We start from the raw sequence: 14,621 nt of genomic DNA, 5'->3' as shown, positions 1-14,621 counted from the left end.
CCTGGGCTTATTTACTCAAGCATCTAATTGCCAGAGCATTGAAGATACTCTACTTATGAATCCTTATGTCTGACGACTTCGCCTTGCTGCCGCCTTCGGGCGGCTTTTTTTTGTCCTCCCGGGTCGTCGTTTCTGATTCATAAGTCGGGCGGCTTGGCGGCGCTGCCACAGGATATAAAATCAGGCTTGTTTAATATTGCTTAAATACCATTATTCACTTAACAATAATGATTTGACTTTCAAATGCTTGCCCTATTTTTTGTTCGGCATAACAACTATAATTTTGCGGGATATTCCCTTTCAACTTTTTTCAAACTTCGCCCCCTTTTGCTTCTAAATTCCCTATGAAGAAAACTTACTATCTATTTCTCACTCTGCTCTTTATGTTGCTGCAGGCAGCCCCGCTGCTTGCCCAGGATGCAGCTGTTACGGTGAGCGGCGTTGTACAGACCGACACGGGCGAACCGCTGCCCGGTGCCACAGTTTTCGTGAAAGGCACGTTCATTGGCAGCAGCACCGACCGCGAAGGCCGGTTCCAGTTGCGGGCCGACTTCTCGGAGCCGCCGGTAGTACTGTCGGTGTCGTTTGTGGGCTACGAGACGCGTGAAGTGTCTCTGCCGCAGCCCGACAACGCCGTGCAGGTGACGCTGAAAGTGAATGCCACGCTCACCAGCGAGGTAATTGCCTCGGCCTCGCGGGTGCAGGAAGGCATCTTGCAGGCACCCGTGACGGTGGAAAAGCTCAACACCCAGCAGGTAGAGCGCATCCCGACGGCCGACCTGCAGGTGGGCCTCAATCACTACAAGGGCATCGACGTGAACAGCAGCAGCCTGCTGATGAACTCGCTGAGCACGCGCGGCTTCAACTCGGCTAAGTCGGAGCGCCTGATTCAGCTCACCGACTACTTCGATACCCAGTCGCCGAGCCTGAACGTGAACACCGGCAACCTGACCGGCCTGCCCGAGCTGGACGTGGAAAGCATTGAAATCATCCACGGGCCGGCTTCGGCACTGTACGGGGCCAACGCCTTCAACGGCGTGCTACTGCTCAACTCCAAAGACCCCTTCGTGACGGAGGGCCTGAGCGTGCGCGTGCGCGGTGGGCAGCGCAGCTTCTTCGATGGCCAGGTGCGCTACGCCCAGAAGCTGGGCGAGAAGTTCGCCTTCAAGGTGGTGGGCTCGTACCTGACGGCCGACGACTGGCTGGCCAGCAACTATGCCGCCACCAGCACGCTGGTAGAGCGCCGCAACAACGCCGAAGGCTCGGCGCTGGGCTACGACGCCGTGAACCGCTACGGTGAGCTGGGCGGCTTCACGTTCACCAACAACCCTGCCGACCCCTCCTACGCCACCACGCCCGCCGCTTTGCGCGGCAAAACGGTGTTCATGCCCGGCTTCACGGAGCAGGACCTAGTGGGCGGCGACGACAAGGCCAAGTCGGTGAAAATTCACCCGTCGTTGTCGTACCTGCTTACCAGCAGCGTGAAGCTGACGGCCGGCTTCAACTACAGCCGTGGCACGGCCAGCTACCAGAGCAGCAGCCGCTACCGGTTCAAGGAATTCGGCACCAACCAGTTCCACGGCGAAATCAAGGGCAACCGCTGGTTTGTGCGGGGCCAATCGGTGCAGGACTTCGGGGCGCAGTCGTATGACCTGAGCTTCCTGGGTTCGTTTATCCAGACTTCGACGATTTCGCCCGATGGGGTTGGCGCGACCTATGCCCAGCGCTTCTACAACACCTACGTGGGCACCTTCCGGGCTACCGGCTCGCTGGAGCGCGCCCAGACGGCGGCCAACGCCACCCAGCTGCAGCCTTCCGACCCGCGCTTCCAGCAGTTGCGCAGCCAGATCATCAGCGACGCGACGCCGGGCCGCGGGGCACGCCTCAACCCCAGCTCGCTGCTGAACGAAGGCAACGCCCAGTACAACCTGCCGCTGGCCGAAGGTACCGACCTGATTGTGGGCGGCGCCTACCGCAAGTTCCGCCTGGGTTCCAACGGCAACCTCTTCGCCGACGACGATGCCCGCATCCAGAACCACGAGCTGGGCGGCTATGCCCAGCTGACGCAGAAACTGCTGGATGAGCGTCTGAAGCTGGCTGTAGCCGGCCGCGTGGATGCCTTCAAGAACTTCGACGCCGCCTTCTCGCCCCGCGCTTCGGTGGTGTACTCGGCCGGTGCCAGCAAGCAGCACAACTTCCGCGCCTCCTACGGCCGCGCCTTCCGCTCGCCTACGCAGCTCGACCAGTACATCCGCCTCGACGTGGGCCAGGTGCTGCTGCTGGGCAACGTCGACAACGGCTTCCAGGGCTACAGCCTGACCAATGCCGCCGGCCAGCCGTTTGGCACGCCGGGCGCTTCTCTGACCTCGTTTGAATACAGTGCCGCCGCCCTCAAGCTGGAGCGCCTGAGCACCTACGAAGCTGGCTACAAAGGCACGCTGGGTGAGAAGCTGGCCCTGGACGTGAACTACTACCAGAGCTACTACAACGACTTCATCGGCGCGCAGCGCTTCATCGGCAACCGCGACGGCAGCCGCCCCACGGCTACGCAGCTCAACCAGGAGCTGACCCGCCCGCAGCAGAATCCGGCCGGTACGCCCTTCCAGGAGCGCACCTCCCAGACCCGCGTGCTGCAGGTATGGACCAACGCCCGCCAGGAAGTGCGCACCCGCGGTGCCGCCGTGGGCGCCAGCTACAGCGTAGCCCAGCCCCTGACCCTGACGGCCAACTACTCGCTGAACGTGCTGGACCGGAGCAACCTGCCCGACAACTTCCAGTCGTTCTTCAACACGCCCAAGCATAAGTACAACGTGGGCGCCAACGGCCTCGTGAACAGCCGTCTGAGCTACGCCGTGAACTACCGCTGGGCCCAGGGCCACCTCTATGAGCTGCCCTTCGCCGTGGGTGAGCTGGCCGACTACAGCGCCGTGGATGCCTACGTAGGCTACACGCTGCCGCAGTTTTACACCACGCTGCAGGCCGGCGGCTCCAACCTGCTGGATGCCACCAACACCCAGGTATACGGGGGCCCGAACATCGGCCGCCTCGTATTCGTGGGCGTGCAGGTAGACATCAAGTAGCCCCTCGGAATACCGCATAAAAAAGGCGCCGCCTTATTCCCACATCGGGAATAAGGCGGCGTTTTTTATGTCCCATCCTATAGGAACGCCCGAATACCGGCAGAAGCACAGATTTTCCGCAAACGCATCTTTCTCAGATCAGGAGAAAGTTCGTCGCTACATTCTGCCATTCAACCCCTGTATATACAGGGTTCACCGAAAAGTACCAGTGATTCACCCCGGTGCCAGCTAGTTTTGAAGCTTCTGCACACCTCTGGTTACTTATCTACTCGATGAAACACGTTTATCCGCCCCTACTGGCGGCCTTGCTACTCCAACAGTCTCAGGCGGCCACCGCCGCCTCCGCCGGCGACAAGCAGCCGCGCAAAGCCGCCCGCACCGCGGCCCTGCTCCGCAACACGCCCGATGTACCCGTTAAGTCCGTCATTGGCTCCGTACTCGACGACAAAGGCCAGGGCCTGCCCGGGGCCACGGTCTTCATTAAAGGCACCTTTATCGGCACCAGCACCGACAGCCAGGGCCAGTTTGCGCTGGCCGTGGACTTCACCAACGGCCCCGTGACGCTGGTTTTCTCCTACGTAGGCTTCGAGACGCGCGACATCGAGGTGAAGCGCCCCGACAACGCCCTCAACATCGGCCTTGCGCCTAGCCCAACCCAGCTCAACGAAACCGTGGTATCGGCCTCGCGGGTGGAGGAGCAGGTGATGCGCGCCCCCGTAACGGTGGAGAAGATTACGGCCCGCCAGATCGAGCGGATTTCGACGCCGGAAGTGCTGGCCGGCCTGGGTCAGTTCAAGGGCATCGACGTGAATTCGGCCTCCATGCTGTTCACGTCCATCAGCACCCGCGGCTTCAACACGGCCAAGTCGGAGCGTGTGATTCAGCTCTACGACTACGCCGACGGGCAGCTGCCGAGCCTGAACCTGAGCCCCGGCAACCTGGTGGGCATTCCGGAGCTGGACATGGAAAGCATTGAGGTGGTGCACGGCCCGTCGTCGGCGCTGTACGGCGCCAACGCCTTCAACGGCGTGGTGCTGTTCAACTCCAAAGACCCGTTCGTGTATGACGGCCTGACGGCCCGCATCCGGGGGGGCCAGCGCAACCTGCTGGACGGGCAGCTGCGCTACGCCCAGAAGCTGGGCGAGAAGTTCGCTTTCAAGGTGAACGGCAGCTACCTGACCGCCAACGACTGGGTGGCCCGCAACTTCGAGGCCACCCGCGGCTCGGTGAACCCCGCGGGCTCGCCGCTGGGCTACGAGGCTCTGAACCGCTACGGCGACCTGAGCTACACCTACATTCCGCAGCAGCAGCTGCCCGGTGGCACCAGCGCCGAGCTGTACGGCAAAACCATCTACATGCCCGGCTTCACGGAAGAAGAAACCGTGGCCCAGGACAACAAAACCCGCTCCTACCGGCTGCAGGGCAGCGTGGCCTACCTGCTGCGCGACGACCTGAAGCTGACCCTAGACGCCAAGCACGCCGTGGGCACGTCCACGTACCAGAACCTGAGCCGCTTCCGCATCAAAGACCTGGGGCTGAACCAATATAAGGTGGAGCTGAAAGGCGCACGCGGCTTCCTGCGGGCGTATTCGTCGGAAGATTTCAGCGGCGAAACCTACGAGTTGAATTTGCTGGGCGCTTACCTGCAGCTTTCGCCCACGGCCGAGGGCGGCAGCACCACCTACTACCAGCAGTATCTGGTGGGCTACAACAGCGCCTACAAAGCTGCCCGTGCCGCCGGCCAGGACGCCGCCACGGCCCAGGCCACGGCCAAAGCCGCGGCCGACGCCACCCAGCTGAAAAGCTCCGACCCGCGCTTCGGCCAGCTGCGCCAGCGCATCATCAACAACCCCGACAACACCCAGGGCGCCCGCAACACCCTCAACTCGTTCCTGAACGACGTGAGCGGCCAGTACCAGTTCAAGTTCGGTGACGCCACCGACCTGGTGGTGGGCGGCGCCTACCGCGAATACCGCCTGGGCTCCGATGGCCGCCTGTTTGCGGACACCGACGGCAAGCGCCTGCGCAACTACGAGTACGGCGGCTACGCCCAGCTCTCGCAGCTGCTGCTGCAGGACCGCCTGAAACTGGCCGTGGCCGGCCGCGTGGATGAGTTCCGCAACTTCAAGGCGGCCTTCTCGCCGCGGGCCTCGGCCGTGTATTCGGTAGGCGCCGAGAAGCAGCACAACTTCCGGGCGAGCTACGGCCGCGCCTTCCGCAGCCCCTCGCAGCTGGAGCAGTTTTCGGCCACCGAAATCGGGTTTGGCCGCATTCAGGGCAACATCGGCAACGGCTACAAGGGCTACAGCCGCACCAACGCGGCGGGCCAGCCCTTCGGCACGGCCCCGCTCAGCACGTTTGAGCTGAGTTTGGACCGCCTGCAGCTGGAGCGCGTAAACACGGCCGAAGTGGGCTACAAGGGCATTCTGGTGCCCAAGCTCTACCTCGATGTGAACTACTTCTACAGCCGCTACCGCAACTTCATCGGGGGCACCACCTTCATCGGCAACACCGACGGTACCCGCCCCACGCAGGCCCAGCTGGCCACGGCGCAGGCCGCCAACTTCGGCCCCGGCCAGCCTACGCGCCTCATCTACACCTACTACAACAACGACCGGGTGAACACCCAGGGCGGCGCCGTGGGTTTGACTTACTACGCCACCCGCGCCGTGCACGTGTCGGCCAACTACAGCCTGAACGTGCTGGACCGCAAGGACATTCCGGCCGGCTTTGCCACGTTCTTCAACGCCCCCAAGCACAAGTACAATGTGGGCGCCGAGGGCCTCGTGGGCCAGCACTTGAGCTACAACCTCAACTACCGCTGGACCCAGGGCCACCTGCAGGAAATGCCCTTCGCCACTGGCACTATCTCCGACTACAGCACGCTGGATGCCTACCTGGGCTACACGCTGCCGAAGCTGGGCGCCACGCTGCAGCTGGGCGCGTCCAACATCCTCGACAGCCAGAACGTGCAGGTGTACGGCGGCCCCGGCATCGGCCGCCTCGCTTACGCAGGGCTGCTGTTTGAGCTGAAGTAAGTAGTTGTCGTACACGCTCCGGTCCGACGCCGCAGGCGTCCGACCGGTTGCCGTATGCTGAGGTTGTTGCGTCGTCGTGCGGGGGAGGGTGTCGTTGCAGTGGCGCGGACGGCGCGAACGGTGCGGACGGCAACCGGTCGGACGCCTACGGCGCGGACGGCGCGGACGGCGCGGACGGCGCGGACGGCGCGGACGGCGCGGACGGCGCGGACGGCGCGGACGGCGCGGACGGCGCGGACGGCGCGGACGGCGCGGACGGCAACCGGTCGGACGCCTGCGGCGTCGGACCGGAGCGTATATCGTGTGCGAAACCGCTGTAGCAGCTGATAGCCCGCAACTACGTGGCCGCCCCACCCCGCACAGCGCGGCCGCCTGCCGGAGACAGGGCGCCCCAGTAAAAAGACAGGAGGCCGGGTAAAATTTACCCGGCCTCCTGTCTTTTTTATTCGGTTGCCGGTAAATAATACGGGAGGTCGGATAAAATTCACCCGGCCTCCCGTACCATTCATCCGACCTGCCGTGAAATTCATGTGGCCCCTTATGAAATTCAGGGGAGCTCCTGTAAAACTGACGCGGGGCCGGATGAACTTCATCCGGCCCCGCGTGGCAGACAGGGCCGCCCGCTGTAGAGACGCGTAGTCGCGTCTCGTCGTTGAACGACCGGAACTGCGCCTTCCTGCGCAGGCGGCGCCAACGACAAGACGCGAATACGCGTCTCTACGCCGGGCGGGCAGCCTTAGCGGCTTTTTTAGCCGCGCTTTGCTCGAAGCGGGTTTTGAGCGTGTCGCGGGCTTCCTGGGCACCCGACACGCCCTGTTTGGCGGCCTGCTGCACCGAGCTGTAGAAGGCCAGCGCCGTCACGTAGGCCTCGCTGCCCAGCTTGATGTTGGTGCTGGCCAGGTTGGAGGCCAGCGGCTCCAGACGCCGCGCCACGCGCTGCAGCTGCTGCCAGGCCGCCAGATCCAGGCGCAGGCCCGGAATGTCCACGTAGCCGGGCGCGAACTGGGGCTGCTGCTCGGCCAGGTCCAGGGCCTGCTGGATGAAGGGCAGCGAGGCGTCGGAGGCTTTGGGCAGGCGCTTGATTTCGGTGCCGGTGAGCGTGATGAGCACCGGAGCCAGCGCCGCATCCAGGGCATCCAGCGCGTCGGTGATTTTCTTCAGGTCGGCGTCGGAGAGCTTGATTTGCAGGTTGTCGGGGGTAGGCATGGCGGGGGAGTTTGAGAGGAAAAGAAAACGCTTAGTGCTGAATCTGCAACTGGTGGCGCTGGCTGGTGCGGCCGGTGCCGGTGTGCAGGTAGTAGAGGCCGGCGGGCCAGGCGCGGGTATCCACCTGGGCGGGCTGCGCACTGGCCTTGCCCCGGTACATAGCCCGGTCCTGGGCGTTGTAGAGGGTGAGCTGGGTGTCGGCCGGCTGGCGCAGCGTGAGCGTGGCGTCGGCCGGGGTGGGTTGCGCCCAAGCAGGTAGCGTCTGCGTGAGCAGCAACAGCAGCAGGGCCAGAAAATAAAAGTGCGGTTTCATACTTTTTCAGGTTATGGTGAGCAAAAAGACTAAAAAGCATAAGTAGCCCCAATGAACTGCACAGGTCGCAAAGTGGCCGCAAACCGGTTGGTATGAGCCCGCTCTTGTAGAAAGCGGTCAGCCTCATTGGGTTTAGTGAACTTTGATCTTGATTGTCGCTCCCAGCGGCTGCGGATGTAGCTTATAGCGAAGGCGCTTTCGACAAATAAGCGCAGGCGAGAAGTAGGCTGGTAGTAAAGGCCCACAAAAGGCCGGGCCTGGAACTGCCAGTTCTGCGTAATGGCTTCGCGGGAAGTAGTTACTGATCCCTCAATGACGTAAGCTTCTATAAATGCAGAAGCTATGCGCTGCCGCTCGTAGCCTATACCAGCCTCTATGCCATAGGCTAGACCCACTTTTCGACTCAAGAAACGTTGCCACTCGTACCCTGCGAAGCCTTGCAGCCCCCATCGGCTCTGGTCGGGTCCGGTCACGTAACCTCGTGTAAAGCCAGGGGCTGTATCCTGAAAGTTGGCCGTATCGGCTTGGCTGTACTGCCCCACCAAGCGCAGGCGCAATGCTTTGTTAGGTGTCAGCTGCCGCTTGTAGAGCAACCCCAGCGGCAGGCTGCGGTTGTTTTTGAAAAACCCATCGAGCACGGGGCTGGCGGTCAGGCCCAGCTGGTGCTTGTAGGTGGTGGCCGTGTCGGCGGGGGCTTGGGCGGCGGCCGTGAGCGGCAGGGCCAGGGCGAGTAAGAGGGAAACTGTGGTTTTCATGGTACAAAGAGAAAAAGGAAAGGCACGAAAAAGCCCCAGATGCACGGCGCAACGGGCAACCAAAGTGGCAGCCGGAATGCGCAGTACAACAGGGGCAACAGGTGAAGCAGGCGCGGCGCCGCCCGGCGCGGTAAAGGATAGATGCGGGCGGCAGCGGTAAGGGTAGCGGGTAGCAGTAACTACCGGCAAGGATAAAGCTTTTCCGCGTCCGGGGTACTCAAGAGGCTAAAATATTCAGCTACTACCCGCCCACAATCCAGCGAAACGTGAGGTTGAGGCGGGGGCCGGCGAAGCGGGCGGTTTTGGGCACGGCGTGCAGCCAGTGCTGCTGGGTGGCGCCGCGCATCAGCAGCAGGCTGCCGCCGGGCAAATCCAAGGAAACGGGGGCGTGCGGCGTGCGGGCCGGGTCGCGGGGGCGCAGGCGGAAGCGGCGGGTGCTGCCGAGGCTGAGCGAGGCAATGACGGGCGCGGGACCCAGTTCGGGCTCGTTGTCGGCGTGCCAGCCCATGCTGTCCTGGCCGGAGCGGTAGAGGTTGAGCAGGACGCTGTTGAAGCGGGCGCCGCTAGCGGCTTCCAGCTGCTGGCGGAGCTGCTGTAGCGCGGGCGTCCAGGGCTGGGGCTCCAGCGCGAGGCCGGAGTAGCGGTAGCGGGCCGTGGGGTCGCCGTGCCAGGCCGTGAGGCGGGGCTGCAGCACTTCCTTCCCGAACATCTTGATGGGCTCGTGCCGCCAGGCAATGGTGTCGGTCAGCTCCCGGAGCAGGGCCTCAGCGGCGGCAGGCGTCAGGAACGCCTCGTCGAGCAGCACGTCGGCATCGGGCAGAGGCAGGGAAACCAGCGGCACGGGCAGAGCGGTTAGCGGGCCATTACTGGCGCTTCATAATCTGTTCCATCTGCTGCTTCACATCCGGGGGCTGGTTTTTCAGGATGTAAGGCATCAGCAGCTGCAAACCCCAGACGAGGGCGAAGCAGATAACCATGGGCGGCACCAGGCTGCGGCTGCGGTACGTGGCCTTTTGCACGTAGCGGGGCCAGAACCAGAGCAAATACGCCAGTACGGCCGGCACGTTAAACAGCACAATGGCCAGGTACGGGTTCAGCCCCTGCAGCATGGCCCAGGCCATGACGTTGGAAACCACCAGCAGATACACCACCATAAACAGCAGCAGCCCCAGCACCGCGCGCTTGCGCCCCAACCGAAACAGGTTCATGGCCATCAGCACGCCCCCGCCAATCATCATCGACATGGGCAGCATGGAAAACAGCACAATGGTGCCCGGCGAGTACAGCGCCGGCTCCTCAGCCGCAACCGGCTGGCCGGCCACCGTATTCGGGCGGCTGCCCGGCACCGGGGCGGCGGTGGCTTCGCGGGATTTTTTTTCTTTTTCCTGCTTTCCCACTATCGGGCCGTATTCGGCCCGGATTTCGGCGGCTTCGGGCTGGGGCAGACCGCGCCGGTCCAGCTCCTCGAGAGCGGCCAGCACGGCATCTTCCCGGTACTCAGCGCGGTTGCGCACGTACAGGAGCAGCTCAGACAGGTTTTTGCGGGGCATTTTCTCCGCGTACTCTTCAGACATGGTACTGGGGGTCAACTAGGAAACCATCGAAGGTCGGTGGTATTACGCAGAACAGCACGGCCGGGGAAATGATGCCCGAAATATTACACGAGCGAGTAGCTGAGTAAGGGAGCACCTGAGTAGCGGGCAGCAGTAGCGCGAACTTTGTAGTTCGCGCCCCCGCGCCGTCCAAACGATTCCAAGCGGCGCGGGGACGCGAACTACAGAGTTCGCGCTACTGCTCTACTACTCCCGTCCGGCCCACTCCGCCAGGGCGGCGCCTACGCGCTGCACGTCCTGGAAGGAGTTGTAGAGCGGCACGGGCGCCAGCCGGATGACGTTGGGCTCGCGCCAGTCGCCGATGATGCCTTTGCTCATCAGGTAGTCGAACAGCTGGCGGCCGTTCTTTTGCACCAGGATGGAGAGCTGGCAGCCACGGGCGGCGGGGTCCTGGGGGGTGATGATTTCCAGCGTGCCGGCCGGCAGCGCCAGCCCCCGGATCAGGAACTCCAGGTAGGCCGTGAGTTGCTCGCTTTTGCGGCGCAGCGCAACCATGCCGCCGGCAGCTTCGTGGATGTTGAGGGCGGCTTCGTGGGCGGCCAGCGTGAGCACGGCGCCGTTGGAGAGTTGCCAGCCGGCCGCGCCGCGCATGGGCCGGAAGCCCTTTTTCATCTTGAACCGCTCCTTTTCGTCGTAGCCCCACCAGCCGGCCAGGCGCAGCAGCTCGGGCTGGTCGGCGAACCGCTCGTGCACAAACGCGCCCGACACACCGCCGGGACCCGAGTTGAGGTATTTGTAGGAGCACCAGCAGGCAAAATCCACGTCCCAGTCGTGCAGCTGCAGCGGAATGTTGCCGGCGGCGTGCGCCAGGTCAAACCCGACGCGGGCACCCACGGCGTGGCCGGCCTGCGTGATGGCCGCCATGTCGTAGACCTGCCCGGTGTAGTAGTTGATGCCGCCCATGATGATGGTGCACAGCGAATCACCGAGCTCGGCAATCTTGGCCACGATGTCCTCGGTGCGCAGCGTATGCTCGCCGGGGCGCGGCACCAGCTCCACAATGGCGTCGTCGGGGCGGAAGCCGCGCATCTGCACCTGGGTTTCGAGGGCGTATTGGTCGGACGGGAAAGCGCCGCCTTCCATGAGCACCTTGTAGCGGGTGGGCGTGGGCTGGTAGAACGACACCAGCAGCAGGTGCAGGTTGGTGGTGAGGTTGTTCATCACCGTCACTTCCAGCGGCTGGGCGCCCACAATGTGGGCCGTGGCCTGTTCCAGGCGCTCGTGGTAGGTCATCCAGGGCGTGTCGCCGCGGAAGTGGCCTTCCACGGCCAGCTCCTGCCAGTTCTGCATCTGGCGCTCCACGGCGGCGCGGGCGGTTTTTGGCTGCAAACCCAGGGAGTTGCCGCACAGGTAGATACTGTCCTGCCCATCGGGGCCGGGCGGGATGTGAAACTGGTGGCGGAAGTCGCGCAGCGGGTCCTGCGCATCAAGTTGGGCGGCGAATTCGGCGGTGGGTTCGAAGGAGGTCATTAAGGCAAAGATACGGTGCCCGCCGCCTATCGGCCCGCCAGAATTTGGGCCACCTGCGCCTCGGGCAAACCCAGCCAGTCCAGCGCGTTCTGGCCCAGCATGCGGGCCTTCAGGTCGACTGAGAAGGGCATGCTGGCAATCAGCTCGCCCGGCACCAGCTCGCCCAGCGGAAACGGGTAGTCGGTGCCGAGCGTGATTTTGTCGGGCCCCAGGGTTTTCACCAGGTAGTCCAGCATCAGCGGGTCATGTACCAGCGAGTCCACCCAGAAGCGGCCCAGGTAGTCACGCGGATTCACGGGGTTATCGACGGCGCACAGGTCGGGGCGCACCTTGAAGCCATGCTCGATGCGGCCAATGGTGCTGGCGAAGGTGCCGCCGCCGTGGGCCACGGCCACCCGCAGCTTCGGCAGCCGCTCCAGCACGCCGCCAAACACCAGCGAGCAAAGCGCCAGGGTGCTTTCGGCAGGCATGCCCACCAGCCAGGGCAGCCAGTATTTGGGCATTTTCTGCTGCGCCATCATGTCCCAGGGGTGCACAAACACGCAGGCCCCCAGTTCCTCCGCCGCCTGAAACACCTCGAACAGCTCGGGCGCGTCCAGGTTCCAGTCGTTGACGTGCGAGCCAATCTGGATTCCGGCCAGCCCGATGCCCATGCACCGCTCCAGCTCCCGCACGGCCAGGTCGGGCGCCTGCATCGGCACCGTGCCGAGGCCCACGAAGCGCGTGGGGTAGCGCTGCACCACGCTGGCAATATGGTCGTTGAGCAGCTGGCTGAGGTCGAGGGCGTCGTGGGGGCGGGCCCAGTAGCTGAACATGACCGGCACGGTGCTGAGCACCTGCACCTGCACCCCAAACTGGTCGTACTCGCGCAGCCGCACCTCGGGGTCCCAACAGTTGTCCTGGATTTCGCGGAAGAACTTGTCGTCCTGCATCATGCGGGCGCAGCAGGGCTTGTGGTGCTCCAGCCGGATGAAGCCGCCGTAGCCGTACCGCTCCCGCAGATCGGGCCAGCGCTCCGGCAGAATGTGGGTATGGATATCGACGGACAGCACGAGAGAGTATTGAGTGTTTAGTAGAGAGTACTTAGTAAGGAGTATTTAGTAGGGAGTGTTGGGTATTCGATGTTGCGCTGGTGGACGCAGCCTGGCAGCCAGTACTTGCTACTCAATACTCGATACTTTCCCCCTCACAGCTTCACATCAAAAAAGTGGCTGAAATACGCTTCGGCAGTGGTGTCGTCCCAGCTGATAATGCCGGCGCCGTACTGCCGGGTTTGCCATAGGTTCAGCACGATGCCCAGCACCAGCAGGGCCCGCAGCAGCGTGTAGGCGGGGCGGCCGTGGGCACGGGCGCGCACCAGCAGCGCGGCCAGCCCCAGCGCCAGCAATGGGTACAGGCTGATCAGCGGCCGGGCACTGAAGCCGCCGCCGTACCACCACTGCTCCCAGCTGAACGTGACGTACACCACTGCCACGGCCGTGGCCAGGGCCGGCAGCCAGGCGGCGGCTAGCTGCCGCCGCAGCGGCCCCACCACGCCCAACAGCGCCAACCCGGCCAGCGGCGTGTACAGCAGCCAGCCTTTGCGGAAGCTCAGCATCCCATCGAGCAGGTGCGGATGCAGGAAGTCAAAGTGCTCGTTGCGGTAGGAATAGAACAGCCAGTGCCCCGTGGTGACGCACCAGAACAACGGCTGCAGCCCTACCACCAGCCCAAATACCAGCCCGGCCGCCAGCAGTGGGCCGCGGTGCTGCCACCACAGCGCCACCCGCGCCCGCAGGTCGGCTACGGAAGTCAGGCCCCAGAGCAGCGGCACCAGCACGTAGAGGATTTCGGTGGGGCGCGTAAGCACCGCCAGCCCCAGAAACAGCCCAATGCCCAGCAGAAACTGAGGTCGCCGGTTCTCGTACCACCGCGCCGTGCAGTACAGCAATGACGCCTGCCACAAAAACAGCGGCGCATGTGCCATAGCCGCCTCCAGGCTGGCGTAGCAAAACAAATTAGTACCCAGCCCGATGGCCGCCAGCGTCCAGGCTACGGTGGGCTCATCAGCGGGGAAGTAGCGGCGCAGCAGCTTCCGCAGTACCCATAGCCCCAGCAGCGCGTGCGCCAGCCCCGCCACCATGATGATCTGCTGGTAGGGCCGCGAGAAACCGTCGGGCGCGTATTTGCCCGCCGACAGCCCGGCGTAGAGATGCGCGCCCAGAAACCACGGCACATCGGCCAGGGCCACGCCCAGCGGGTACTTGGTGATGTAGCCGCCCCGCTCCGGCACGGGCACCAGCCCGATGTTCACGTCGGTGCCGGGCTTGTAGGTGCGGTGCAGGATTTCCAGCGAGTCGGCGCGGGCCAAGTCGTGGTAGATAAAGGCCGAGGGCAGGTACACGTAGTAGCCGCCGGGGTCGGTACCGAACACCTCCAACGGCTTCCAGCGGCGGTTTTGGAACATGAGCAGCGCCAGCAGCGCGCCCGTCAGCAAGAGCAGATAACCAGAAGCCCGCATCTACTCCGCAGCCACTACCGGCGCGGGAGGCGCCATTACGGTGCCGCATACCTGGCAGGTGCGCTTGTGCTCATCCAGCCAGAACCGGTTCATGATGGGCGGCAGCTGACTCACGATGTCCGTGATTTCGGCGTACTCCTCGTAGAGCTTGTGGCCGCAGTTTTCGCAGTACCACTGGAAGCCGTCCAGCTCGCCGGCCGTGCGGTAGCGCTCCAGCACCACCCCCACCGAGCCCGCCGGACGCCGCGGCGAGTGCGGCACGCCGGGCGGCAGCAGAAACATGTCGCCGGCCTTGATGTGGATATCCACCGGCTTACCGTCTTCGATGATCTTCACCACGATGTCGCCTTCGATCTGCAGAAACAGCTCCTCGCCTTCGTCCACGTGGTAGTCTTTGCGGGCGTTGGGGCCGCCCACTACCATCACAATGAAGTCTTTGTTGTCTTTGAACACCTGCTGGTTGCCGACGGGCGGCTTGAGCAAATGGCGGTGTTCATCAATCCAGTGCTGCAGGTTGAAGGGGCGGGCGACGGGCATAGCGGCAGAGTAGGTGAAGGGGTGGACCGAAAAACAGGTGGGAGTACGAATGTAGGCGTTTGGCCGATTCTATGGTAAAGCCGCCCGCGGCATTGTCCGTTGCAGCTCG

Annotated in this window: 11 protein-coding genes; 2 read left to right on the top strand and 9 right to left on the bottom strand. The window is 63.7% G+C overall.

Features of this window, described 5'->3' with window-relative positions; genetic code table 11:
• The first annotated feature begins 344 nt into the window (after nucleotides 1–344).
• Both O9Z63_RS18170 and O9Z63_RS18165 read left to right on the top strand, forming a co-directional pair.
• Nucleotides 345–3,080 (top strand): TonB-dependent receptor, encoded by a 2,736-nt coding sequence (locus O9Z63_RS18170; RefSeq protein ID WP_270126799.1) that lies wholly within the window; start codon nucleotides 345–347, stop codon nucleotides 3,078–3,080.
• 272 nt (nucleotides 3,081–3,352) lie between these two features.
• Entirely contained in the window at nucleotides 3,353–6,118 is a 2,766-nt protein-coding gene (locus tag O9Z63_RS18165; RefSeq protein WP_270126798.1) for a TonB-dependent receptor, read from the top strand.
• 717 nt (nucleotides 6,119–6,835) lie between these two features.
• Here the strand turns inward: O9Z63_RS18165 and O9Z63_RS18160 are convergent.
• The 9 genes from O9Z63_RS18160 to O9Z63_RS18120 all read right to left on the bottom strand — a co-directional run bounded on the left by O9Z63_RS18160 (nucleotide 6,836) and on the right by O9Z63_RS18120 (nucleotide 14,512).
• Nucleotides 6,836–7,324 (bottom strand): hypothetical protein, encoded by a 489-nt coding sequence (locus O9Z63_RS18160; protein ID WP_270126797.1) that lies wholly within the window; start codon nucleotides 7,322–7,324, stop codon nucleotides 6,836–6,838.
• 31 nt (nucleotides 7,325–7,355) lie between these two features.
• Entirely contained in the window at nucleotides 7,356–7,637 is a 282-nt protein-coding gene (locus tag O9Z63_RS18155) for a T9SS type A sorting domain-containing protein (RefSeq protein WP_270126795.1), read from the bottom strand.
• A gap of 29 nt (nucleotides 7,638–7,666) precedes the next feature.
• Nucleotides 7,667–8,392 carry a hypothetical protein gene (locus O9Z63_RS18150; protein WP_270126794.1) on the bottom strand — a complete coding sequence of 242 codons (726 nt, stop codon included), beginning with the start codon at nucleotides 8,390–8,392 and terminating at the stop codon, nucleotides 7,667–7,669.
• 241 nt (nucleotides 8,393–8,633) lie between these two features.
• Complete coding sequence (locus O9Z63_RS18145; RefSeq protein ID WP_270126792.1) at nucleotides 8,634–9,233, bottom strand: alpha-ketoglutarate-dependent dioxygenase AlkB family protein; 600 nt, start codon at nucleotides 9,231–9,233, stop codon at nucleotides 8,634–8,636.
• A 22-nt stretch (nucleotides 9,234–9,255) separates the two neighbouring features.
• Nucleotides 9,256–9,966 carry a hypothetical protein gene (locus O9Z63_RS18140; protein ID WP_270126790.1) on the bottom strand — a complete coding sequence of 237 codons (711 nt, stop codon included), beginning with the start codon at nucleotides 9,964–9,966 and terminating at the stop codon, nucleotides 9,256–9,258.
• Nucleotides 9,967–10,191: 225 nt separating this feature from the next.
• On the bottom strand, nucleotides 10,192–11,475 hold the full coding sequence (gene kynU, locus O9Z63_RS18135; protein ID WP_270126789.1) for a kynureninase: 1,284 nt from the start codon (nucleotides 11,473–11,475) through the stop codon (nucleotides 10,192–10,194).
• 26 nt (nucleotides 11,476–11,501) lie between these two features.
• Complete coding sequence (locus O9Z63_RS18130; protein WP_270126788.1) at nucleotides 11,502–12,527, bottom strand: amidohydrolase family protein; 1,026 nt, start codon at nucleotides 12,525–12,527, stop codon at nucleotides 11,502–11,504.
• A gap of 134 nt (nucleotides 12,528–12,661) precedes the next feature.
• A complete protein-coding gene (locus O9Z63_RS18125; RefSeq protein WP_270126786.1) occupies nucleotides 12,662–13,975 on the bottom strand; it encodes a glycosyltransferase family 39 protein in 1,314 nt (437 codons plus the stop codon).
• Nucleotides 13,976–14,512 carry a 3-hydroxyanthranilate 3,4-dioxygenase gene (locus O9Z63_RS18120; protein ID WP_270126785.1) on the bottom strand — a complete coding sequence of 179 codons (537 nt, stop codon included), beginning with the start codon at nucleotides 14,510–14,512 and terminating at the stop codon, nucleotides 13,976–13,978.
• Between the last annotated feature and the right edge of the window lie 109 nt (nucleotides 14,513–14,621).

Source organism: Hymenobacter yonginensis (genome assembly GCF_027625995.1).
In the GTDB taxonomy this organism is placed as follows: Bacteria; Bacteroidota; Bacteroidia; order Cytophagales; family Hymenobacteraceae; genus Hymenobacter; species Hymenobacter yonginensis.
The sequence above is the reverse complement of the archived record's forward strand: the minus strand, read 5'-3'. Positions and strand labels throughout refer to the sequence as shown.